We start from the raw sequence: 24,730 nt of genomic DNA, 5'->3' as shown, positions 1-24,730 counted from the left end.
CAACGAATATTCGTATAATTCTCTTTTCGGAATTATTTTTTCTAGAAAATTAACTTATCTTTTGTTTCTTCCACCTGTAAATTCACTAGAGATATTAAATGTAGAGAAGTTAATATTAAAATCGTTTTCTAAATAATAATTAGTCAAAAAAAGGTATTTTCCGTCATCTTTTTCCGCAATTAATAGGATAAACTCTACAGATTCATCATATTGTTTTTTTATTTTTAATATTTCGGGTAACTTCTTAACATATGCTCCACACCACCAACCAAATGTGTATATCAAAGTCTTAGGTTTCTTTGACTGTTGTATAATTTTTTTCAATTCATCTTCATTTAAAGAATATATATCATTTCTAATCTGATTATTCACTTTATAAAGAAGTGAATCATAATTTTCGATTTTTAATGCTTATAATTTATTCTGAGCATAGCGATTTTTTGAGAAAAAACACAAGAAGAAAAATGTTAATACAAAAATATTTTTCATAATCTTGATTTTTAAAATGTTTAAAAATTAAATATTTAAGTAAGCTTATTTTTCTAAAGATATTATTAAACATTTAATAATTATAAAAACATAAAAAAAATTAATTAATTCTAAATATAAAAAGGGGAATCTTGCGATTCCCCTTTTTATATTGATTTAGAATGATTTCTTATTAAGCACCCTCCATAGATTTTTCGTATCGTTTACGGTCTACCTCTTTCAGGTGAATTTTTCGTAATCGGATATGGTTTGGCGTTACTTCTATGCATTCATCTGCTTGGATATATTCCATACATTCTTCCAAAGACATTTCTATTTTCGGTGCAATAGAAGTGGAGTCGTCTTTACCAGCTGCCCGCATATTGTTTAGTTTTTTGGCTTCGATCACATTCACCACCAAATCGTTGTTTCTGGCATGTTCGCCAACAATCATTCCTTCGTAGACCTCTTCACCAGGTTCGATAAAAAATTTACCACGATCTTGTAATTTGTCTATAGAATATGGTGTAGACGTCCCTTGATCTTTCGAAATGATGACTCCTGCAGAACGCCCTGCAATACTTCCTTTGAAAGGTTTGTATTCGTTGAAGGTGTGCGCCATTACTGCTTCGCCTGCTGTAGATGTAAGAATCATCGAACGTAAACCAATTAATCCACGCGATGGAATTTCGAATTCTAAATGTTGCACCCCTTCTTTGGCTTCCATTACCAGCAAATCACCTTTGCGTTGGGTCACCAAATCAATTGCTTTTGAGGCATAATGGTCTGGTACATCGATAACCAAAGTTTCGTATGGTTCACATTTTACCCCGTCTATCTCTTTGAAAATTACTTGAGGTTGCCCAACGGTCAATTCATAGCCTTCGCGACGCATGGTTTCTATCAACACCGATAAATGCATGATTCCGCGTCCGTAAACCAACAGCGTATTCGAATCTTCGGTAGGTTCTACGCGCAAAGCCAAATTGCGTTCGAGTTCGTCTTCCAATCGTTCTACCAAATGCCTAGAGGTCACATATTTTCCGTCTTTGCCAAAAAACGGTGAATTATTGATTCCGAAAGACATGTTCATCGTAGGTTCGTCTATGTGCATCACAGGCAAAGCTTCAGGATGCTCTGCATCGGCAATTGTATCGCCAATCTGAAAACCATCGATTCCTACTACGGCACAAATATCGCCTGCTGCAACTTCTGTAGCGCGTTCTTTGCCCAATCCTTTGAAAGTGTATAATTCTTTTACTTTGTGTTTTTTGAAAGTTCCGTCTGGCTTTGCCAATGCAATCCAATCGCCCTCTTTTATGGTTCCGCGCGTTACTTTTCCGACGGCAATTCTTCCTAAAAATTTTGAATAATCCAGTGAAGTTATTTGCATTTGCAATGGTCCCTCCTGAGCTAAAGGCGCTGGGACGTGTTCTAAAATTCCGTCTAAAAGTGGTGTAATATCCTGGCTTGGAACGTTCTCTGTATTGAACCATCCTTGTTTTGAAGAGCCGTAGAAAGCTGGGAAATCGAGTTGCTCTTCGGTAGCATCTAAATTGAAAAACAATTCGAAAACCTTATCGTGTACCTCGTCTGGTCTACAGTTTTCTTTGTCAACTTTGTTGATGACCACAAGAGGTTTCAGCCCTAAATCTAAAGCTTTTTTCAGCACAAAACGCGTTTGTGGCATTGGTCCTTCGAAGGCGTCTACCAGCAAGATAACACCGTCTGCCATCTTCAACACGCGTTCTACTTCACCTCCAAAATCGGCGTGGCCCGGCGTATCGATCACATTTATTTTTACGCCTTTGTACTCTACTGCGGCGTTTTTAGAAAAAATAGTAATTCCTCGTTCGCGTTCGATATCGTTGTTATCCATAATGAGATTACCGTTTTCTTGGCTTTCGCGAATGTTGATGGTGCTGTGCAGAATTTTGTCTACCAAGGTTGTTTTACCGTGGTCTACGTGTGCGATAATCGCTATATTTCTAATGTTTTGCATTCTAAAATATTATGGGTGCAAATTTACGATAAACTAATCGTTTATCACCATATTTTCTGTTTTATTTAAGCAAAAAACTCTCTCCGAATTAAAAAATTTAAATTCTGTTGTTCTATAATTTTATCACCTTTGATGATGTGTTGGCGCAAGGTTCTTGATGGGAAAGATTAATGCGTGATTATTCAGTTATTAAAAAAATAGTTTCGATGATTAATAAAAAAAGACCGAAATCTCTATAGAAAAGTGAAGACAACAAAAAAAGCCTTACCGAAATAAGACTTTGCGTGACCTGGCTGGGGCTCGAACCCAGGACCCCAACATTAAAAGTGTTGTGCTCTACCAACTGAGCTACCAGGTCTAGTTTTGTATTAAAACAAAGAAATTGTTCATCAAAAAGATACTCAAAAAAAACAGAAACTTGTGACCTGGCTGGGGCTCGAACCCAGGACCCCAACATTAAAAGTGTTGTGCTCTACCAACTGAGCTACCAGGTCTACAATAGTCTATAGCTTCTTGTAATTTTTGATGCAACTTCTGTGCCCACGACTGGATTCGAACCAGCACATCCAAAGGGACACCACCCCCTCAAGATGGCGTGTCTACCAATTCCACCACGTGGGCAATCTTGTGACCTGGCTGGGGCTCGAACCCAGGACCCCAACATTAAAAGTGTTGTGCTCTACCAACTGAGCTACCAGGTCTTACAAATTGCGAGTGCAAATATAGAGTTATCTTTCGATATTAAACAAACGTTTCGAAAACTTTTTTTTAATATTTTTTTTAATTGTTTGATTTAAAAAATGATGCAACTTTGCAAAAATGATCTCCTCATGAATATTTCACTTATTGGGTATATGGGAAGCGGAAAATCTACGGTAGGGAAATTGTTGGCAAGCGCAATTCACTATTCGTTTTATGATTTGGATGCACTTATCGAAAAAGAAATCAACAGTTCTATTGCTGATTACTTTCGAGATAAAGGCGAAATCGCTTTCCGTAAATTAGAACACGAGCTGTTGCAACACGCCTTAACGCTCCCCAACACTGTATTGTCTCTTGGTGGTGGCACTCCTGTCTATTACAACAATATGGAATTGATCAACAATTCATCGTATTCGGTCTATTTGCAAACCACTATCCCTACGCTTACTCAACGGCTTGTAAAAGAGAAATCGCAACGTCCGATGTTACAACATTTGACCGACGAAAATTTAGCAGAATTCATCGCAAAACACCTGTTCGAGCGTCGAACGTTTTACGAGCAAGCCAATTTTATTTTGAACACGAAAGATCGGGACGAAAAAACAATTACGAATCTGTTGCTCGATCATCTTCGTCATCAAAAAATTCTCCAGCAATGAATTCGTCAAGATCTCGTCGGTCTTTCTTCGTCGGTCTGCCTTCGCCTCTTTCTCGGTAATAATCTTGCGACATTCGTCTGAGCTCGAGCAATTCGTACTCCTCTTCCGGGGTGGTATCGAGGATGTGTAAACTCAGCAACTTGGCTCCTATCCTACTTTTAGGAATTTGCAAAATTTTACACGAGAGGTTGATCTGATCTTTTTTTATTTGCAATTCATCGCCTTCTATCAATTCTCTAGAGGCTTTTGCCACGTCTCCGTTTACTTTTATTCTGTTTTTCTTACAGGCGTCTGCTGCCAAACTTCTGGTTTTATAATAGCGTACACTCCACAAAAATTTATCCAATCGCATAGTCTCTTCGTATTTTTAAGCTTATAATTTCTTAATTTTGTTTAAATTCGCAAATTAGAAAGAAATTCAATTATAATGATTAAAAAATATACCGTTGCCTTGATGGCTTCTTCGCTTTTGATCGGATTTACCGCTTGTAAAAACGATGATGATGATAAAAATGAAGTAGAATCGTATGTAGAAGTATCTCAAGCTGAACGCGATGCCTTGGATGATGATGCCATACAAAAATTCTTATCGAACCATTATTTTCATCCGATAAACGGAAAAATCACCACGAAAGATACCATTGTAGGAACCAATCCAACAACAGGTATCAACGATGATGATTACAAAACTTTGGATGAATTTGCACAAAAAGATGCCAAAGGTGTTATCTATGTGTTGAATCCAAATGCGACTGCCGAAGGGCGTTCTGTGATCAATAATGAAAACGACTCTATTCTATTGCATGTAGAAGCTCGTCACTTCAGACCAACACAATTGTCTACCAAGCGTTATTACTTCAACAGTATGTTGCCATATTCGACTACGGTAGAAACGAATATTCCGTTGAAAGATCCATCTTTTTATTACTATCCATTGACGCAATCGCTTATTGATTTGGGTTACAAAAAAGAATACTTCGAATTGCCGAATTTTGTAGAAGGGCTTAAACAATTCAAATCTACCGAGCGAGACCCGAACGATTTGTACCATATGCAAGGCGTAATTATTTTACCTTCTCGTTTGGCATTTGCTCGTCGCAAAGCCTTTGTAGGAAGCGGAATTACCGATAGTGGTGATATAGGATATCGAGATAGAAGTTTTATCTTCTCGTTCGAATTACTGAAAGTTACCGATCGTAAAAAATAGAAATAAAAATCCACAGAAAGGCCAACATTATCGTTGGCTTTTTTTATTTTCGTATTCACAATACATAATTATGGAGCCAATATATCATTCTATACTGGATAACGATTTTTATAAAATCACCATGCAATTTGCCGTGACAAAATTGTATCCAGACGTACAAGCCAAATACGCCTTCATCAACCGTGGAAAACACGAATTTCCCGAAGGTTTTGGCGAAGAACTAAAAAAACAAGTTCGAGCAATGGCCGAGCTCGCTCTTACAAAAGAAGAAAAAAAATATTTGCAAGACAATTGTCCGTATATCAGTCCGTCTTATTTAGACTTTCTACAAGGTTACCGATTCGACCCAGACGAGGTGAAAATTACCCAAGACGGAACAGATTTGCAAGTTCATGTCGAAGGCAATTGGTATCGAACAATACTTTGGGAAGTGCCACTGCTGGCGCTCATCTGCGAATTGTATTACAAAATGACCAAAGCCGAACGCATATCTGATGAAGAGGTAAAACAAAGAACAAGCGACAAAATCGATTTGTACAATCGCTTAGATGCCAACGTTGCCGATTTCGGAACGCGCAGAAGACACTCGTACGAGGTGCACGATTTGGTAATGCAAGAATTGACCACCCACACGGGTAAAAGTTTTGTAGGAACATCGAATGTGCATTTTGCTCATAAATACAATGTGAAACCAATTGGAACGCACGCCCATGAATGGTTCATGTTTCACGGCGCAAGATTTGGGTACAAAATTGCCAACGCCATAAGCCTAGATCGTTGGGTGAAAGTTTTCTATGGCGATTTGGGTATTGCGCTTTCTGATACGTATACCAGCGAAATTTTCTTCAGGCAATTCGACAAAAAACATTCGAAATTGTTCGATGGCGTTCGACACGACAGCGGCGACCCAATCGAATTTGCAAAAATGACTATCGCCCATTACGAAAAAATGGGAATCAACCCGTTGCACAAAACCATCATATTTTCTGATGGTCTAAATTCTGAGAAGGTCGAAACCATCAGTAATTTCTGTAAAGGTAAAATTGGAATTTCTTTCGGAATTGGAACAAACCTCACCAACGATGTCGGATTGAGAGCGATGAACATCGTGATGAAACTGACCGAAATTTCTTCTTACGATTTGCCTTGGACTGGTGTGGTAAAACTGTCTGACGAAGGAAACAAACACACGGGCAAACCGCGTGATATCGAATTGGCAAAAGAAATTTTACAATTGGGCGATATCGAAAAACACGACGAAGTGTTGCAATAAGAAAAGCTAAATAGTTGAGGCTGTAACAATTTGTTCAACTGCCACGCCAAGCTCGTTGGTGAAGAATTTGCATAATGCTTCAGACGATTTGAGCCTGACAATAATTGGACTTTTGATACAGCCTCCTCAATTTTTATTAATCTATTTTTTCTATTATCTCAAACTTTTTGGCATTTTTTACCTTTTGCTTGGTCAACGCCAAATTGATGACTTCTTTCATTTCGGTAACGTAATGGAATTTCAACCCTTTCAGATAACTTTTCTTGATGTCTTCTACGTCTTTTCTATTATCCTCACAAAGAATAATTTCTTTAATTCCAGCACGCTTAGCTGCCAAAATTTTCTCTTTGATTCCGCCCACTGGCAACACTTTCCCACGTAAAGTAATCTCACCTGTCATTGCTAAATTGGCTTTTACTTTGCGTTGAGTGAACGAAGAAACCAAAGAAGTGAGCATGGTAATTCCGGCAGATGGTCCGTCTTTCGGGGTTGCACCTTCAGGAACGTGAATGTGAACTTTGTAATTTTCGAAAACATTTGGGTCTATATTCCACTCCTCGGCATTTGCGCGTATATATTCCAACGCAATTGTTGCCGACTCTTTCATCACATTTCCCAAATTTCCAGTAATGGATAATCCGCCTTTACCTTTAGACAAAATCGATTCGATAAACAAAATATCGCCTCCAACGCTAGTCCAAGCCAGACCAACCACCACGCCAGGCGTTTCGTTGTTCTCGTATCGATCTGCTGTGATTGATGGACCTAAGATTTGCTGAATTATTTTTTCTGATAAATGAGGATCGTATTCGATTTCCATTGCTAAATTTTTCGCACCATAACGCACAATTTTAGCAATGAGTTGGTTGAGTTTTCGAACTCCACTTTCTCGGGTATATCCAGTAATGATGTACTCTATCATCTCAACAGACAAAATAATATCTCCATCTTTCATTCCATGTTCTCGTAATTGTTTCGACAACAAATGACGACGAGTAATTTCTATTTTCTCTTCGATGGTATAGCCCGAAATATTGATCATTTCCATTCGATCTCTCAAAGGCGAAGGAATATTACTGATGTTGTTCGCTGTTGCGATGAAAAACACGCGAGAAAGGTCGTAACCAAGTTCTAAAAAATTATCATAGAAACTGGTATTTTGCTCAGGATCTAACACTTCTAACATGGCAGAAGATGGATCGCCGTGTGCACTCGACGACATTTTATCGATTTCGTCCAACACAAAAACAGGGTTCGACGATTCTGCTTTTTTGATCGACTGGATGATTCGACCTGGCATGGCGCCGATATAGGTTTTTCGATGTCCTCTAATCTCCGATTCATCGTGCAATCCTCCTAAAGACATTCGAATGTATTTGCGCCCAATGGCTTCTGCAACCGACTTCCCGAGTGAAGTTTTTCCCACCCCGGGAGGTCCGTACAAACACAAGATTGGCGAACGCATATCGCCCTTCAATTTCAAGACGGCTAAATGTTCGATGATGCGATTTTTCACATCTTCTAATCCGTAATGGTCACGATCCAAAATGCGTTGTGCATTCTTCAAATCGAACTGATTTTGCGTGTATTCGTTCCAAGGCAACTCGAGCAAAAATTCTAAATAATTGCGTTGGATGTTGTGCTCTGGCATTTGCGGACTCAATCGAGCCAAACGATTGATTTCTTTTTCGAAATGCAACGCCACCTCTTCCGACCATTTTTTGCTCTTCGCCTTTTCGCGCATTTCTTCCATCTCCGACTCGGCTGTATTGCCGCCCAATTCTTCTTGTATGGTGCGCAACTGCTGATTCAGAAAATATTCTTTTTGCTGTTGATCGAGTACGCGATGCACTTTGTTGTGAATATTTGATTTCAGTTCCAATTTTTGCAATTCCAAATTCATATAGCGCAACACCTCCATTGCTCGATGTTTGATGTCAGAAATTTCGAGAAGATCTTGCTTTTCTGAAATGGATAAAGTAAGATTGGTTGCGATAAAATTGATCAAGAATCGATCGCTTTCAATATTTTTCAGGGCTTCTGCTGCTTCGGTTGGGATCATCGGATTTTTTTCGATAATCTGATACGAAAATTCTTTCATCGATTCGATGATGATCGGAAATTCTTTGTTTCTTGAAGAAGGATTTTTCTCTTTCAGCACCTCTATTTCTGCCTTGAAATAAGGAAGTTCTTCTACGAAATTCACAATATTGAAACGCTTTATCCCCTGAAGAATCACCGTAATATTACCATCTGGTAATTTGATCATTCTCAGAATCTTTGCCATGGTACCAATAGTGAAAACCTCGTCGGTGTTCGGATCTTCGATGCTGATGTCTTTCTGCGCTACCACGCCTACCAAACCATTGTTTTTGTGAGCTTCGGTAAGCAATCTTATCGATTTGTCTCGACCTGCTGTAATGGGCGTCACCACTCCTGGAAACAACACGGTATTGCGCAGCGATAATATCGGTAAAACCTCTGGCAAGTTTTGTTTTTGTAATTTATTTTCTTCGTCCCTGCTCATGAGCGGGATTAATTCGATTTCTTCTCCCATTTTTTAAGTTTATGACAATTTGTCTACTATTTCTGTAAGACGACATTTATACCTCGATTATAATGCTATAAATCAAAACAAAAGCGAACTTAACGTATTCATAGTCAATTTGTTAATTTATACCATTACAAACGCATTCATTGTAACCAACTATTCTAGTCAAACCAAATGCCAAAGGAAACTACGCTGAAAGATTGGCATATTTGAAGAATTATTAGTATTTTAGGAACGTAAATAAAATCCTCTGAAATGGACACACAATATGAATCAAACCCACTGATAGATCGGTTACCGCCACATTTGAAACAATTCATCAAACCTCAAAATTACGAGGATTACACTCCTATAAATCAAGCGGTTTGGCGATATGTAATGCGTAAAAATGTAGACTATCTCTCGAAAGTCGCTCACGACTCTTATGTCGAAGGACTGAAAAAAACGGGGCTCGAAATCGACAGCATTCCGAATATGTATGGGATGAACCGAATTTTGAGAGAAATTGGTTGGGCTGCGGTTGCGGTAGACGGTTTTATACCGCCCAATGCTTTTATGGAATTCCAAGCCTACCATGTTTTGGTGATTGCATCAGACATCAGACAATTAGAAAATATTGAATATACCCCTGCTCCCGACATCATTCACGAAGGTGCTGGGCACGCCCCAATCATCGCCAATCCAGAATATGCAGAATATTTACGAAGATTTGGTGAAATTGGTTGTAAGGCCATTTCGTCTGCACATGATTACGAAATCTATGAAGCGATTCGCGAACTTTCGATTTTCGAAGAAGCCGAAGGAACACCAGAAGACGTCTTGGTAAAAGCGCGTAAAAGAGTGGATGATTTGCAAGCAAAAGTAGTTGAACCCTCTGAAATGGCACTCATTAGAAACTTGCATTGGTGGACGGTGGAATATGGTTTGATTGGAAGTTTGGAACAGCCCAAAATCTACGGTGCAGGTTTGTTGTCGTCTATCGGCGAATCTACTTGGTGTATGAGAGATGAAGTAAAAAAGATTCCATACGACATCAAAGCGGCTTACCAAGGTTTCGACATTACCAAACCTCAACCGCAACTTTATGTAACACCAGATTTTGCTCATCTCAGCCTGATTCTTGAAGAATTTGCCAATACGATGGCTGTGCGAAATGGCGGTTTGAGCGGATTGCAAAAACTCATCGACTCTAAAGCCTTAGGAACCATCGAACTTTCGACGGGGATACAAGTTTCTGGCGTTTTCACTCGAGTTATCGAACATAACGGAAAACCAGTTTATTACCAAACCACAGGACCTACCGCTTTGGCTTACCACGAGCGAGAACTCATCAATCACGGAACCGATTATCATCAAGACGGTTTTGGCTCGCCACTCGGCAAACTGAAAGGAATCAACTTGGCTATTGAAGACATGAGTCCGAAAGATTTAAGCGCATACAACATCTACGAAGGCAAGGTAACCCATTTGGAATTTGAGGGCGACATCACGGTAGAAGGAGAAATCATCACCGGAAGACGAGATTTGAAAGGAAAAATTGTTTTGATTTCTTTCAAGAATTGTACGGTTAAATATGGCGAAGAAATCTTATTCAGACCAGAATGGGGCGTTTACGATATGGCAATTGGTAAAAAAGTAATTTCGGCTTTCTCTGGACCAGCAGATTACAATAGTTTTGATATGATTTCGCATGTGCCGAGTTCGACCACCATTAAACCTAAAAAATCGCCAGAAAAATTAGCACTCGAGCAACTCTATCAACAAGTAAGAGATTATCGAAACAGCGACAAGCAGTCGGTGGCGTTGCACAGCGTTTTCGAAGAGGTCAAAACAAATCATCCAAAAGATTGGTTGTTGACCTTAGAAATCACCGAATTGGCACATCGAGAAAACGACAGCGATTTGCAGACCAGAGCTTTGCAATATTTGGAGCATTACAAACAAAATAATCCTGGACTTGCGCATCTGATTGATAATGGATTGGATTTAATTTTCGAAAAAGAAACTGTATGATGAACAGCATATCGATAAACGATGAATTGAACGAATTCAAATCGCAAGCTAAGAAATTTGGAAAAGTTATTACCAAAATAGAAAAAATAGGAAATGGCAACATGTCGGCGTTTAGAGTTTTTTACCATGAAAAAGACCACGACGACCTGAAAGAACAATTCTTTTGGCGTCACGACATGAACAAGCTATTGAAAATTTTTGAGGAGGAATATCACAAAACAGTCGGATTATAATTCGACTGTTTTGTTTATCAAAGCTTTGCGGTACAAATCTTCGTACATAGGCAAAATTATTTTCTTATCGAAACGCAAGGCTTGTTCTTTGGCTTCGTTACTGAAACGCGCCAACCTTTGCTGATCTTCTAAGATATAAATGGCTTTTTCTGCCATCATCGCTACATCACCAACCGGACAAACGAACCCAGTAATTCCATCCAAATTCACTTCAGGTATGCCACCTGCATTCGACGAAATCACCGGAACGCTCGCAGCCATTGCTTCTAAAGCAGCCAACCCGAAACTCTCTTGTTCGGAAGGCAATAAAAACAAATCGGCTGCCTTCAAAACATCATTCAGATCGCTTACCATACCCAAACTTTTTACTTTATCTTCAATTCCATATTCTTGAATCAGATTATCGGCCATCTCCCATTCTGGTCCTTCGCCCGCAATGATGAGTTTCGAAGGAATTGATTTTTGGATAAGATTAAATGTAGAAATCACATCTTGTATACGTTTTACTCGCCTCAGATTAGAAACATGCAAAATCACTTTTTCGCTTGGCAAAGCAAAATGACTACGACAGCAACCAAATTTTTCTGGTATATATTGCTCGTTGTCGATGAAGTTTGGCACCACTTGAATATCGTTGTTGATGTCGAAAGCATGGAGTGTATCTTGTTTTAGACTATCCGAAACAGCGGTTACAATATCAGACTCGTTGATCGAGAATTCGACCGCAGTTTTGTAAACCGGATGTTTCCCAACCAGGGTAATATCGGTGCCGTGCAAGGTGGTGACAACAGGTAAATTGTAACCTTTTCTGTTCAACATTTGTTTGGCAAAATATGCAGCATAAGCATGCGGAATTGCATAATGTACATGCACCAAATCTAACTGATATTGGAGAGTTTTTTCGTATAAAATTGTACTCAATGCCAGATCGTAAGGTTGATATTGGAACAAAGGATAAGTCTCGACATGAATACGATGAAAAAAAATATTCGGTAATTTGATGTTGAGTCGAGCCGGCATATTGGAGCTGAAGAAATGAACTTCGTGACCTTTTTCTGCCAAATCCATTCCCAATTCTGTTGCGACAATGCCACTACCGCCATAGGTAGGATAGCAAACAATGCCAATTTTCATCCTTTTTTTCATACGTCAAATTTAAGGGATTATTGCTTCATAAATTATATCGAGGATATTTTCTCGCACTTTTTTGCTCGACAACAAATTGTTTTCGACGCTAATGTTTACTCTATTCGATAAGAAAACGTAGACCACATTATATTTCGGGTCTACCCAAATCATGGTTCCTGTAAAGCCTTTGTGTCCGTAACTCTCATCAGAAGGCCCTTTTTTGGCTGTGCGCTCTGGACGATCGAAACCTGCAGCTCTGCGATTGCCAGAGAATTGCTGTTTGGTGAATTCATCAACAACTTCTGGACGTATCAATTGATGCCCACCATACTGCCCTTTGTTGAGGAAAAGTTGCCCAATTTTTGCCATGTCATTTGCCGTAGAAAACAAACCTGCATGCCCAGCAACACCGCCCATCATCGCCGCGCCTTGATCGTGCACATAACCATGAACCAACTGATTGCGGTAGGTTTTATCCCACGCTGTCGGGACAATCTCGTCTAACGAAAAATGATTTTTGGGGTTGTAAGTTGTGCGGTACATGCCCATTTTTTTGTAAAACGCTTCATCTACCAATTCATCTAAAGGTTGCTGATATTTCTTTTCGAAATATTTTTGAAAGATATAATAGCCCAAATCTGAATATTCATATTTCTTTGGTCCTAATTTAGAGTTGTAGATATCATCGAAAATCGAATCTTTTATCGTATTGATGATGTAAATATTATCGGTAACCTTGATTTGATGTTCTTCGTCTTGCTTACGCGAATAAAAATCGAGGTACAAACGAGCGTTTTGCACATTTACGGTTTCTTTGTAAAAGCCAATCCAAGGAGCTAATCCAGCTTGATGCGCCAACACCTCTTTCAAACTCAAACGCGCTTTGTTCGTGTTTCGAGCGTCGGCATCGATTTCTTCGAGGCGTTGCGACAAACTCATTTTCCCTTCACTTACCTCTTTCATCATCAAAGGCAAAGTGGCTGTGACCTTTGTTACCGAGGCTACGTCATACAAATCTGTTGTGTTTACTTTTTTTTTTCGCTTTTGGTATGATTTCCAAAAGCTTTATCGTAGATAATTTTGTTGTCTTTAGCAACCAAAATTTGCATTCCGGGCGTGTAACCCTTTGCAATCGCATCTTCGGCAATCATGTCTATTTTAGACAAAACGATAGAATTTACCCCAACAACCTCTGGTAAGGCTTCACCAAGTCTGTTGATTTTTTGAGTGGTAATCGACTGCCCTGCTTTCCATTTCTGATTCACCTCGACTGGTAAAATTCCGTCTACATCAATCGCTCCGAAAATAGCCTGTGCAGAAGCCGATTGTGCATCGTTGGTATTTTGATATTGAACCAAAACTGCGTCAATATTCTTCAAGTTGAGATCTTTTAAACCGTACGGACTGGTAAACAAAGAAAAAATCACCTTGCTGTTGGCTGGCATATTTTCTAGAATCATTTTCGATTGATTAGATAATTTGTACGATTTATAAACCGTTTCGTTCGACAGAAAAGCGCCCACAATCACATAATCATAATTATTTAAACGATTGAGTTGTGAAGCATTAGAAATTTTTATCAAATCTACTTTGGTATAGCGATTGAGCGCATCGTGAAAAGTTTGATAATTGTCTTCTTCCAAAGGCACAAATGCAATTTTCTGTTGTTCTAATGTTTTGATCGGAACAATGTTTTGCTTATTTTTCACCAAGGTTGTTGCCTTCTCGTAGATTTTATTGCTCAGGGCTTTGTACATATTCGAATTCAGATCTTGTAACACTTGCTCTGCCGAAAGCGTTTTCGGTTCATGAAGTCCAACCAAATACTTAGCCATTAAGATTTTCTTTACACTCTCTTCTAGCCGAGCTTCTGGGATATCGCCCGACTCTATCGCCTTGATTATTTTGGCCTTACCCGATTTTACCTGTTGCGAAAACAACAAAATATCATTCCCTGCTTTGAAAGCCAGATAATCAATTTCGCCCGCTTCACGACCTTTTGCAACGCCATCCATATTGAGAGCATCGGTAATCACAATCCCTTTGAAGCCCAATTTTCCTTTCAGATAATCGGTCACGATTTTGGAAGATAAAGTAGAAGGCACACTCGAATTATCCAATGCTGGAACGTTGAGATGGGCAACCATCACACTATAAACGCCTTCGTCTATCAATTTTTTGAAAGGTGCAATATGATATTTTTCTAAATCTTGAAGATTTGCCGATATGGTAGGCAAAGTTTTGTGAGAGTCTTGGTCGGTATCGCCATGCCCCGGAAAATGCTTGGCAGAGGAGATGACGCGCTGAGTTTGCAAACCTTTCATATACGCTACTCCGTTTTGCGCAACGCGAAGAGGATCTGAACCAAACGAACGATTACCAATGATAGGATTATTCGGATTGACATTCACGTCGACCGATGGGGCAAAATTGAAATGAACTCCCATACGCTGTGCCTGAAAAGCAATGCTCTGCCCTACTTGAAAAATATATTGGGTATCTCGCAAAGCTCCGAGCGTCATATTCCAAGGAAAACGTTCGACACCCTTCAACCGCATGGCCAAACCCCATTCTGCATCCATCCCAATCAATAATGGAATTTTAGATGCTTTTTGAAAACGATTGGTCAATTGTAGCTGATGCTCTGCTTGGTCTTGCATAAAAATCAATCCACCAATATGTTCCTCGGTAATCAACTTTTCTATTTCGGATTCGTGTGCAGCATCGCGATTAGAATAGGCCGACACCATAAAGAGTTGCCCAACTTTCTCGTCTAATGTCATCGCATTGTATTGTGCATCGACCCATTGGAGCTGAAGACTATCGAGGTACAAAGGTGAATCCTGTTGAGCCTCTAAGGATGTCTGCAAAAGTACACTACTAAAAATGGCGATCAAAAACCTTTTCATTTATTATTTTGAATTAAGAATTGTAAAAAAAATTAAAATTTATTGTTTTAAAAAGTTTATTGTGCTAAAATTAGTTTAAAATTGTATTCAAATAAAATCTTTATTGCTTTATGAATTTTCTCACTGTAGTACAAGACAATATGTTCAATCATCCTTGGCTTATTGGTGGCTTTGCCATTGCGGTTCTCATTATGCTTTTATTGGATTTGGGCGTGTTCAATAAAAATTCTCACGAAATTTCGAATAAAGAAGCCCTCAACTGGACGATTTTATGGATTGGGCTTTCAATGATTTTCAGTGTAATTATTTATTTTGTGTTCAAGGCAGATGATGGGCACGTCTTTGCGCTCGAAAAATTCTCCCAATATCAGGCGGCTTATTGGATAGAGAAAGCCCTTTCGGTAGACAATCTTTTTGTCTTTGTGTTGGTTTTTACATTTTTCAAAATTCCTAAAGAATTTCAGCACAGAGTGTTGTTTTGGGGAATTTTGGGTGCCTTAGTTTTCCGTGCGATTTTCATTTTTGCAGGCGTAGAAATCATCAAACATACCTATATCACATTGCCTTTGTTTAGACAAGATCGAGAAGTGAATATCATTTTGACAATTTTTGGACTATTTTTAATCGGTGCTGGAATCAAATCTTGGAACTCGCATCAAGATGACGAAAGCGAAGATTTGAACAAAAATCTGGGGGTACGATTGGTTCATAAATTCTTTAAAGTTACCAATGATTTTGCGGGCGGAAAATTCTTCACCGTGAAGAACGGTATCAGAATGGCGACGCCATTATTTGTAGCTTTGGTTGTGATAGAGATTACCGATTTGGTTTTTGCTGTAGACAGTATTCCGGCTATTTTTGCAATCGCTCCAAACGATCCGTTTATCCTATACACCTCGAATATTTTTGCAATTTTAGGTTTGCGTTCGATGTATTTTCTTTTAGCGAATTCAATGGACAAATTCAACAAGTTGCATTATGGTTTGGCGATTATTTTAGCCTTTATTGGTACCAAAATGTTGATAATGCCTTTTTATCATTTCGATTCTATCATCTCGTTGGGCGTGATTGCAGTGGTGCTCATTACCTCCATCATACTTTCGTTGCTCAGCAATAAAAAAGAAAAATTATAAAAATTGAAGTCAACCTCTATCGGGTTGACTTTTTTTAATTCAGTACGTAATCGATAGGCAAGAGATGAGCAAACTTTTCCCAGGTCCAATATTCTTCCAAAATTACATCGCCTGGGTTTACATAATAGCCTTCTGGCGTAAGCTCGATTGGTGATTTCAGGCTGAAAAGCGATACTTGATTTCCAAATAAATTTTGATGCTTGATATTTTTCACATAATCGATATCTTCTTTTTCTAATGTATATTCGACCGAATACAAACCTTCGAAATTCATCATCACCTGATTAGCTTTTCGCTGCACCAGAGAATCGATGGGCACAGGCTGATTCACCAGATAAGCAATTGTTTTAGAACGAGGTACAATGATATTCGATTCGCCTTTTTTAATACGTTCTACAGCTTCGGTATAGGCTGGATTTTCTTCGCGAATAAGGCGTTTCACATCGAAGCCATTTTCGTTAATTTTATCGTCGTAGACCGATTTTAGAAAATGGGTAAAACTCCCCAAATAGGCTTTTTTTCTATTTTTTTGCCATTTGTTTTGTTTGGACTTAGAAGCTTTTAATTCTTGAAAATAACTTGAGCCGATTACCAATAAATACTGCGATTTGTAATCCATCATAAATTCGGACAAATCATATTCTATTCTATAACCTAAATACAGATTTTCTACGATAAGCGGTTCGCGAGCGCTGGCAGTCAGCACCCGATTTTCGGGCTCATAATTAAACCTCAAAATATTAGGATTCAGTATTTTACATTGCTTAGCAGGCTGATCGATCCCAAGAAAATTCGATTTGAAAATTTGATAATAATATTCCCAATCTTCTCGACTCATCGCACGAATGTTGGCTTGCTCGAGCTCGATTATTTTTTCGACCATAGTTACCACGATCGGAGTGAGGTATTGAGCATTTACGGTAATTCTCTTCAGTTCGAATCCCTCATGGCGGAACACCAACGCATGCTGCCCATTGGGAAATTGAATTTGGAAATTACCCTGTTGGTCTGTTGTGGTACTCAAACTCGATCCATCGACCATGACCGTGACTCCTTCTACAACTTGTGCGTATTGGTCTACAACTTTACCCTTCAAGATGGATTGCGCCATTATAGGATAAAAAAATAGCATGCCGAAGCACACTATCAGACGTTGAAAAATTTTCATCTAAGTTATTTTTTTTGACCTGGCGGAAAATTTTTCATAATTTCTTGAATCGCTTGCGGTATGCGTTCAGATTTTGAAGAAATATCCGAAACATTCAACCCAGAACCAACACTTTGAAAGACTAAAATATTTTTGTTGAAATCGATCACATCTACGATTATAGTTCCAGAAGTGTATTGCGAAACGCGTGAGGCAGGTCCACCCCAATATGGTCCCCAACCATACCATCCGCCGTAATAATCGTGATCGATGTTGATTTGCTCTTTAGAACTTGCCAAGACATTGATAATCAGATCTGGATTGCTGTTGACTTTCTGAAAGCCTTTTGACGCTAAATCTTGATCCAAAGCATTGATGATTCTTCTCTTATCCAAATCATTCAAAGGTAATTTTTCGAAACCTTTTTCATGAAAGGCATAGGTCTTATAGGCTGTAAAATTTGCTGTCTTATCGTAATCCGAACGAACTTGCACAACGCCACAACTCACCAATGTAAAGATGAGCGCGATTGCTAGAATGTATTTTATTTCTTTCATCTTTTTAGAATTTATACTTGCTAATTTACATCTTTTTTTTCATTATTTTTAAAATAAAAAAAATCTGACCGAAGCCAGATTTTCAATTTTTGTATTTCTTTAGAATTTATAAGCCAGTTGAAGCGATAGTAAGGATGAGCGATTGATGCCAGTTCCGCTTGCTCCATTGTTGAACGTTTCATAAGAATCTAGTAATCCGTAGCCGTAACGCAGATTCGCTTCATATTTTCTTTGATAAGAGAATCCCAAACCGAGGTTTATTGCCAAATCAAAAGATTTTTCTGTGTCTTCTACAATCTCAGGACCATTGGTTTCGAAATTTTTCGATACAAGGAAGCCTAACTGTGGACCAGCTTCTAAGAAGAAATCTGTATTCGAATCATCCAAATAATATTTGTACATGATTGGGATGCTGATATAATTCAGAAATGCTTTATACTTCTCGTCGCTACTTTCTCTAAATTTTGAAAATTCTCCTTGGCTGGTGTAGAGTGCCTCGATCTGCAAATAGTGAAAATTGTTTTTGTACGTTAATGGAAATTCTACAAATCCACCAGCCAAAAAACCTACTCGAGATTCTGATACACCATGAATCTTGGTTGTATTCGACACGCCTGCACCTCCTTTTACTCCAAAAACGGTTTGCGCTTCTGTTGTATTCATTGCTAAAACTATTACCAACAGCAAGCTGATTTTCTTCATAATTTGTTTCATATTCTTATAGTTGTTGATGTTATTTAGTTGATTAAATCAAGACAGCTTGTGCAGCTTGCGCTTCTACTATTCCCAGCGCATTGAGCATGACCAAATCTACATGTTGTATTTGGTTTACCAATTGCTCATCGTAGGGCATTTCTACTTTTACATAGTTTTCGGTAAATCCATACATTTTATCATTTTTGGACTCGTGTTCCCACAAGACTTTTTGGGTGCTCCCCAATTGTGATTGATAAAATGCCAATCGTTTTTTCTCTGATAAGATGCGCAGCATTTTGTTACGCTCTTTTCTGGTATGCTGGTCAACTGCTCCTTCAAATGCAATTGCTTCTGTATTGTCTCGCTCAGAATAGGTGAAAACATGTAAATAAGAAATCGGCAAATCGTTCAAGAAATTGTAGGTTTCTAAAAATAATTCATCGGTCTCCCCCGGAAATCCAACGATTACATCTACACCAATACAAGCATTGGGCATGATTTGTCTGATGGTTTGTACACGATCTTGGTACAATGCAGTAAGGTAACGACGTTTCATTTTTTTCAACAATTCATCGGACCCCGATTGCAATGGGATATGAAAATGAGGTACAAATCGTTTGCTCTGTGCTACAAATTCTATGATTTCGTTTCTCAACAAATTGGGTTCGATCGATGAGATGCGAATGCGTTCTATATTCTCTACCTCATCCAAGGCTTGTACCAATTCGAGAAAAGTATGTTCGTGTTTTTTATTTCCGAATTCACCTTTGCCATAATCGCCAATATTTACCCCAGTGAGTACAATCTCTTTGATGCCTTGCTCTGCTATTTCATAAGCATTTTTTACTACATTAGCCATCTTGTCTGATCTAGAAACACCTCTTGCCAAGGGTATGGTGCAATAGGTACATTTATAATCGCAACCGTCTTGCACCTTCAAAAAAGCGCGAGTACGATCGCCAATCGAATAAGAACCGACATAAAAATCAGCCTCGTCGATTTCGCAAGAATGAATGATGGTTTCCGACTGCTTATCCAAATCATCTAAATATTGGATGATATTGAATTTCTCTGTGGCGCCCAAAACCAAATCAACCCCTTCCATTTGTGCAATTTCTTCAGGTTTCAATTGAGCATAGCATCCTACCACAATCACAAATCCATCTGGATTTGCTTTCAGGGCATTTTTCACAATCGTTCGACATTCTTTATCGGCATTTGCAGTAACAGAACAGGTGTTGATGACATACACATCTGCTGGTTGATGAAATTCTACCCGAAGATAACCATGTTCTTGCAAGCTACGAGCAATGGTAGAGGTTTCGGAAAAATTCAATTTGCAACCCAAAGTATGAAATGCGACTGTTTTGCTTTCTAGATTCATGCTGCAAATTTAGTAAATTAGCCCAAAAATCAATAAGTTTGGCTGCAAAATCACCATCCGACATGTGGAAATATCTATTGGGAATCATTTTATTACTCCTCTACTGCTCTTGTTATCAAGAGACAAGTGTTGATGATTCTAAAATTTTCAGGCTCAACCGATACGATAACATCTCATCGCTAGACCCGATTCAAGCTCGAACACAAGCCAACAATTGGGCTTGTAACCTCATGTACAACAGCTTGGTAAAGATTGATTACGATTTGACTATTCAGCCCGATATTGCCGAACGTTGGAACGTTTCTGATGATGGAAAAATCTACACCTTTTACCTGCGACAAGATGTCTATTTTCACAAGCACGCTGCCTTTGGAAACGATTCGACCAGAACGGTAAAAGCAGATGATTTCACCTTCAGTTTCGACCGTTTGAAAGACCCCAAAAACAATGGTGCAGGCGGTTGGATTATGAACAATATCGAATCTTATAAAGCAATCAACGATAGTGTTTTCGAAATAAAACTGACCGATGCTTTTCCGCCATTTCTGGGTCTCATCAGCATGAAATATGCTTCGGTTGTGCCGAAAGAATTGTTCGCAGATGGAAATGAAAATTTCAATCAACATCCGATTGGTACAGGACCATTCCAGTTCAAAATATGGGAAGACAACGTGAAAATGGTGCTGCGCCGAAACCCTTTGTATTTCGAAAAAGATGAGCAAGGGCGAGCATTACCGTATTTAGAAGCCGTAAACATCAGTTTTTTACCCGAAAAAAATTCAGAGTTTTTAGAGTTGATCAAAGGCAATGTCGATATGATGGCCGATTTGGATCCGTCGTACAAAGACGAAATTCTAAGTGCAGATGGAAACCTGAATCCGAAATATCGCGACCAATTGTATTTGCGCAAAGAGCCCTATCTCTCTACCGTATATTTTTGTTTCTTTTTAGATGATAAAGATGCGATTGACCACAGATTGCGACAAGCCATGAATTACGGCATCGACAAAAACAAAATCATCAAATACCTGATGAAAGGACAAGGATTTGCTGCAGATGGCGGCTTCATTCCCAAGGGTTTACCAGGTCATAGCAACACCAGCGGATACCGATATGATTTGGAGCGTGCGAAAGAATTGATTCTGGCATATAAAAAAGAATTCCCCAACGCCAAACCCATCACCTTGACCACCGTGCAAGAATACATCGACATCTGCGAATATTTTGCTGCCGAAATGGGGAAACTCGGACTTAAAATAAAAGTTGACGTCGTGCCGGGACCAACCCTGCGAGAAGGAAAAGCAACAGGGAAATTCAGTTTTTTCAGAGCCAATTGGGGAGCAGATTATCCAGACGCCGAAAATTTCCTATCCTTATATTATAGTAAAAATTTTGCGCCAGAAGGGCCGAACTATTCGCATTACAACAATTCCCAATTCGATGCCCTATACCTAAAGACCTTTAACGAAAACGATGCAGAAAAACGAGCAGAAATCTATGCGCAACTCGACAAGTTGATGATGGAAGAAGCGCCTATCCTACCCATCATGTACGATCAGACTTCCTTATTCATTAATCAAAAAGTGAAAAATCTCAGGATGAGTCCGATCAAAATGCTCGATTTGACTCGTGTTTACAAAGAAAAATAGAATTCATACTTTATCATTAATCTTAAATTTTGAGAAGAAATTTTTCAATAAGATTATCCTATTGCTATGAATCTTTCATCTAAATCGAATACAAAGCAAGGAACTTACAAAGAGAAAAGGTTTTCTACCTGCCAAAAGATAAAATTTATCGAATAAAATTTGTAGATAAATAATTTTACTGTGTATTTTTTAAATATATTTGAATCGCGAATTTTGTACTAAAGATAAATTAGATATTTATGAAAGTTAGACAGCTATTCATTATAGCTTCCATTGCAATCTTAGTTGCCATTGGTGTAATTTCTTTCTTCTGGAAAGGTGTGCTTTGGCTATTAATCTTTTTCTTACCGCTGATCTTTTTGGGCGTTATCGACATTACTCAAAAGAAACATGCGATTAGACGAAATTTCCCTATCGTAGGACATGGGCGATATTTATTAGAAAGTATTCGTCCCGAAATCATGCAGTATTTTGTCGAGACCGATACCGAGGGAAAACCAATCAACAGGTTGATGCGTTCGATGGTTTACCGTCGTGCCAAAAACGTAATCGACACCGTGCCATTTGGTACACAAGACGATGTGTATTCGCCAGGATACGAATGGTTGAATCATTCGATGTACGCAGGAAAAATAAAACATGCCGATGATCCTCGTGTTAAAATCGGTGGGCCAGAATGTACCCAACCTTATTTATCTTCTTTGCTCAACATTTCGGCGATGAGTTTCGGGTCGTTGAGTGAGAATGCTGTTTTGGCGATGAACAAAGGTGCAAAACTTGGGAATTTTGCTCATAACACAGGTGAAGGTGGGATCTCGCCTTATCACTTGAAACCAGGTGGTGACCTGATTTGGCAGATAGGAACAGGATATTTCGGATGCCGTGCTGCTGATGGTGGTTTTGATGAGCAGAAATACATCGAAAGAGCAACACTGCCGAACGTAAAAATGATCGAATTGAAGCTCTCGCAAGGTGCAAAACCTGGTCATGGTGGTATTCTACCAGCAGAAAAAAACACGCCCGAAATTGCAGCAATTCGTGCTGTAGAGCCTTATACAAAGGTAGACTCACCTCCATCTCACTCTGCTTTTGGTGATGCAGAGGAAATGATGCATTTTATTAAAAAATTGCGTGACTTATCGGGTGGGAAACCAGTCGGATTCAAATTGTGTATCGGTGTAAAACGTGAATTTTTAGAAATCTGTGAAGCGATAATTAAAACTGGAATTAAACCCGATTTTATTGTAATCGACGGTGGTGAAGGTGGAACAGGAGCTGCGCCAATTGAATTTTCTAACTCAATCGGGACACCTTTATTAGACGGTTTAGCTTTTGCAGTTGACGTTCTGAGAGGATATGACCTGAAAAAAGACATCAAAGTAATTGCTGCAGGAAAAATCATCTCATCTTTTCATATGGCTCGCGTAATGGCAATTGGTGCAGATTTGTGCTATTCTGCTCGTGCGATGATGATGGCCGTAGGTTGTATCCAAGCTTTACAATGTAACACCAACACTTGCCCTGTAGGGGTTGCCACACAAGATCGCGAGTTAATGAAAGGTTTGGATGTAGAAGATAAAGCGACGCGTATGTACAACTTCCATAAGAAAACCATGCATAATTTATCTGAGTTGATTTCGGCAACAGGTGTAAAATCACACCGTGATTTTGACCGTACCTTTGTAAATCTTCGAATAGATAAAACACGAGTTCGCACCTACGATCAATTGTATCCGATTGTAGAAGAAGGAGCTTACCTTGGAAAATCTATGGATGATATTCTTACCATGGTTCGCAACTCGAACATCGGAGGTTAATTTTCATCCTATCGAAATATAAAATCCACTCGCGAGAGTGGATTTTTTTATATCTAAAATATTTTGGCCCTTGATTATTTCACTTTAAGATTATTGGATACATAATTCAAAACCAATCGATTGAACTTCTCTGGATCGTTGAGTTCTATACCAATAGGCAGATAATACAATTCGTTTTTCAACGATTCTTCTTCCAACAACCGCACATAATCTTTCTCGGTCGTCAAGAGCAATTTATCACCTTCTGTATCTCGGTAACGTTTTCGTATATAATCGATTTCAGAATCGCTAAAGTTGTGATGATCGGGATATTCTAAATGCAATACTGCTCGAAAATTGGTTTTGCAAAACGCTACAAAATCATCGGCTTTTGCTATCCCGGTAATGAGCACCACGTTGTAATTCATCCATTCACTCATCGGGATTTCGCCATGTAAGCCATAAATGCGATGATCGTAAACAATTTTCGAAAAGAATAATTCCTGATTCGGTTTTAATTTCAAGTCGTGTTGTAATGCTCTCACCTCTTTTTCGTTCAGATTTTCTGGACATTTTGTAACGATCACAACATCTGCTCTTTTCGCTCCCGCACTTCCCTCTCGTAGATTACCCGCAGGCAACACATAGTCTTGCGAATAAGGCTGATGATACTCGGTGAGAAGAATATTCAAACCAGGTTTTATATTGCGATGCTGAAAAGCGTCATCTAAGACTATTGCATCGGGGTAAAAATCACGAATCAATTTATTAGCGCCAGTAACTCGATCTTCACAAACTGTGACAATGATTTTGTTTTTGAATCGTCTGAAAAACTGCATTGGTTCGTCGCCAATGTCATAGACTTTGGTCTGATAATTGGCAAAAACAAACCCTTTCGTTTTTCTACCGTATCCACGGCTGAGTGTTGCAATTTTGTATTTGTTCTTCAACAATTCGATCAAATACATGACATGAGGCGATTTTCCTGTTCCTCCTACACTCAAATTTCCAACATTGATGATCGGAATATCGAACGAAGTTTCTTTGAGAATTCCGGCATTGAACAGCATATTTCTGAAACTGGTTCCAATCCAATAAAGCCCAGAAAGAGGGAGTAAAAATTTACGCCAATTCATACATTTATAATATCTCTGCGAAAATACCAAAAAATATTTTTTCTTCCTATGGAGTTTCATAAAGTTTTGCTTTTGTATCTTCGTAAA

At 38.8% G+C, this 24,730-nt stretch carries 20 protein-coding genes and 4 tRNA genes; 8 read left to right on the top strand and 16 right to left on the bottom strand.

Annotated elements, in window-relative coordinates; all coding sequences use genetic code 11:
* Window positions 1-54: 54 nt before the first annotated feature.
* From BN8061_RS08125 to BN8061_RS08100, 6 genes are all read right to left on the bottom strand, one after another.
* Window positions 55-372: a hypothetical protein gene (locus tag BN8061_RS08125; protein ID WP_068598273.1), complete on the bottom strand. Its 318-nt coding sequence runs from the start codon at window positions 370-372 to the stop codon at window positions 55-57.
* 289 nt (window positions 373-661) lie between these two features.
* Window positions 662-2,470, bottom strand: a complete 1,809-nt coding sequence (gene typA, locus BN8061_RS08120; protein WP_068598271.1) for a translational GTPase TypA — start codon at window positions 2,468-2,470, stop codon at window positions 662-664.
* 285 nt (window positions 2,471-2,755) lie between these two features.
* Window positions 2,756-2,828: transfer RNA gene (locus BN8061_RS08115), tRNA-Lys, on the bottom strand.
* 63 nt (window positions 2,829-2,891) lie between these two features.
* Window positions 2,892-2,964, bottom strand: a tRNA-Lys gene (locus tag BN8061_RS08110).
* Between the two features lie 43 nt (window positions 2,965-3,007).
* Window positions 3,008-3,091: transfer RNA gene (locus BN8061_RS08105), tRNA-Leu, on the bottom strand.
* A 7-nt stretch (window positions 3,092-3,098) separates the two neighbouring features.
* Window positions 3,099-3,171 (bottom strand) — tRNA-Lys (locus tag BN8061_RS08100).
* Window positions 3,172-3,300: 129 nt separating this feature from the next.
* Between BN8061_RS08100 and BN8061_RS08095 the strand changes: the two genes are divergently transcribed.
* The gene (locus BN8061_RS08095) at window positions 3,301-3,831 is read left to right on the top strand and encodes a shikimate kinase (RefSeq protein WP_068598269.1); all 531 of its coding nucleotides are present in this window, start codon (window positions 3,301-3,303) and stop codon (window positions 3,829-3,831) included.
* On the opposite strand, the gene BN8061_RS08090 is transcribed toward BN8061_RS08095, so the two are convergent.
* Window positions 3,779-4,183, bottom strand: a complete 405-nt coding sequence (locus tag BN8061_RS08090; protein WP_068598267.1) for an RNA-binding S4 domain-containing protein — start codon at window positions 4,181-4,183, stop codon at window positions 3,779-3,781. The genes BN8061_RS08095 and BN8061_RS08090 overlap by 53 nt on opposite strands.
* Window positions 4,184-4,258: 75 nt before the next feature.
* Here BN8061_RS08090 and BN8061_RS08085 point away from each other — a divergent pair, with 75 nt between their 5' ends.
* Together BN8061_RS08085 and pncB are read left to right on the top strand one after the other, a co-directional pair.
* Window positions 4,259-5,038, top strand: a complete 780-nt coding sequence (locus BN8061_RS08085) for a hypothetical protein (protein ID WP_068598265.1) — start codon at window positions 4,259-4,261, stop codon at window positions 5,036-5,038.
* Between the two features lie 70 nt (window positions 5,039-5,108).
* Complete coding sequence (gene pncB, locus BN8061_RS08080) at window positions 5,109-6,311, top strand: nicotinate phosphoribosyltransferase (protein WP_068598263.1); 1,203 nt, start codon at window positions 5,109-5,111, stop codon at window positions 6,309-6,311.
* 136 nt (window positions 6,312-6,447) lie between these two features.
* Here the strand turns inward: pncB and lon are convergent, their stop codons facing one another.
* Window positions 6,448-8,868 carry an endopeptidase La gene (gene lon / locus BN8061_RS08075; RefSeq protein WP_068598262.1) on the bottom strand — a complete coding sequence of 807 codons (2,421 nt, stop codon included), beginning with the start codon at window positions 8,866-8,868 and terminating at the stop codon, window positions 6,448-6,450.
* 249 nt (window positions 8,869-9,117) lie between these two features.
* Between lon and BN8061_RS08070 the strand changes: the two genes are divergently transcribed.
* Together BN8061_RS08070 and BN8061_RS08065 are read left to right on the top strand one after the other, a co-directional pair.
* Complete coding sequence (locus BN8061_RS08070) at window positions 9,118-10,875, top strand: aromatic amino acid hydroxylase (RefSeq protein ID WP_068598260.1); 1,758 nt, start codon at window positions 9,118-9,120, stop codon at window positions 10,873-10,875.
* Window positions 10,872-11,108: a hypothetical protein gene (locus tag BN8061_RS08065; RefSeq protein WP_154662295.1), complete on the top strand. Its 237-nt coding sequence runs from the start codon at window positions 10,872-10,874 to the stop codon at window positions 11,106-11,108. The genes BN8061_RS08070 and BN8061_RS08065 overlap by 4 nt, the downstream gene beginning before the upstream one ends.
* Here the strand turns inward: BN8061_RS08065 and bshA are convergent.
* Genes bshA through BN8061_RS08055 form a run of 3 tightly spaced genes read right to left on the bottom strand, consistent with a single transcriptional unit; the run spans window position 11,103 to window position 15,145 of the window.
* Complete coding sequence (gene bshA / locus BN8061_RS08060) at window positions 11,103-12,242, bottom strand: N-acetyl-alpha-D-glucosaminyl L-malate synthase BshA (protein WP_068598256.1); 1,140 nt, start codon at window positions 12,240-12,242, stop codon at window positions 11,103-11,105. The two genes, BN8061_RS08065 and bshA, sit on opposite strands and share 6 nt — an antisense overlap.
* 21 nt (window positions 12,243-12,263) lie before the next feature.
* A complete protein-coding gene (locus BN8061_RS11790) occupies window positions 12,264-13,250 on the bottom strand; it encodes a serine hydrolase domain-containing protein (protein WP_094745918.1) in 987 nt (328 codons plus the stop codon).
* Window positions 13,251-13,261: 11 nt separating this feature from the next.
* On the bottom strand, window positions 13,262-15,145 hold the full coding sequence (locus BN8061_RS08055; RefSeq protein WP_094745917.1) for a glycoside hydrolase family 3 protein: 1,884 nt from the start codon (window positions 15,143-15,145) through the stop codon (window positions 13,262-13,264).
* Between the two features lie 110 nt (window positions 15,146-15,255).
* Between BN8061_RS08055 and BN8061_RS08050 the strand changes: the two genes are divergently transcribed.
* Window positions 15,256-16,278, top strand: a complete 1,023-nt coding sequence (locus BN8061_RS08050) for a TerC/Alx family metal homeostasis membrane protein (RefSeq protein WP_068598253.1) — start codon at window positions 15,256-15,258, stop codon at window positions 16,276-16,278.
* 34 nt (window positions 16,279-16,312) lie between these two features.
* On the opposite strand, the gene BN8061_RS08045 is transcribed toward BN8061_RS08050, so the two are convergent.
* The 4 genes from BN8061_RS08045 to mtaB form a co-directional block, all read right to left on the bottom strand.
* Window positions 16,313-17,446, bottom strand: a complete 1,134-nt coding sequence (locus tag BN8061_RS08045; protein WP_094745916.1) for a carboxypeptidase-like regulatory domain-containing protein — start codon at window positions 17,444-17,446, stop codon at window positions 16,313-16,315.
* A gap of 5 nt (window positions 17,447-17,451) precedes the next feature.
* Window positions 17,452-17,982 (bottom strand): DUF4136 domain-containing protein, encoded by a 531-nt coding sequence (locus BN8061_RS08040; RefSeq protein WP_068598249.1) that lies wholly within the window; start codon window positions 17,980-17,982, stop codon window positions 17,452-17,454.
* 99 nt (window positions 17,983-18,081) lie between these two features.
* Window positions 18,082-18,684 carry a porin family protein gene (locus BN8061_RS08035; RefSeq protein WP_235802711.1) on the bottom strand — a complete coding sequence of 201 codons (603 nt, stop codon included), beginning with the start codon at window positions 18,682-18,684 and terminating at the stop codon, window positions 18,082-18,084.
* Between the two features lie 43 nt (window positions 18,685-18,727).
* Window positions 18,728-20,062, bottom strand: a complete 1,335-nt coding sequence (gene mtaB, locus BN8061_RS08030; protein WP_068598244.1) for a tRNA (N(6)-L-threonylcarbamoyladenosine(37)-C(2))-methylthiotransferase MtaB — start codon at window positions 20,060-20,062, stop codon at window positions 18,728-18,730.
* A 62-nt stretch (window positions 20,063-20,124) separates the two neighbouring features.
* Here mtaB and BN8061_RS08025 point away from each other — a divergent pair, with 62 nt between their 5' ends.
* Both BN8061_RS08025 and BN8061_RS08020 read left to right on the top strand, forming a co-directional pair.
* A complete protein-coding gene (locus BN8061_RS08025; RefSeq protein ID WP_068599473.1) occupies window positions 20,125-21,711 on the top strand; it encodes an ABC transporter substrate-binding protein in 1,587 nt (528 codons plus the stop codon).
* Window positions 21,712-21,950: 239 nt separating this feature from the next.
* The gene (locus BN8061_RS08020; protein WP_068598241.1) at window positions 21,951-23,528 is read left to right on the top strand and encodes an FMN-binding glutamate synthase family protein; all 1,578 of its coding nucleotides are present in this window, start codon (window positions 21,951-21,953) and stop codon (window positions 23,526-23,528) included.
* A 74-nt stretch (window positions 23,529-23,602) separates the two neighbouring features.
* Here the strand turns inward: BN8061_RS08020 and lpxK are convergent, their stop codons facing one another.
* Complete coding sequence (gene lpxK / locus BN8061_RS08015) at window positions 23,603-24,643, bottom strand: tetraacyldisaccharide 4'-kinase (protein WP_068598239.1); 1,041 nt, start codon at window positions 24,641-24,643, stop codon at window positions 23,603-23,605.
* Window positions 24,644-24,730 lie beyond the last annotated feature (87 nt).

Origin of the sequence: Vaginella massiliensis (genome assembly GCF_900089075.1) — a bacterium.
GTDB classification, from domain to species: Bacteria; Bacteroidota; Bacteroidia; order Flavobacteriales; family Weeksellaceae; genus Weeksella; species Weeksella massiliensis_A.
This window is presented reverse-complemented; position numbering and strand designations above follow the sequence as displayed.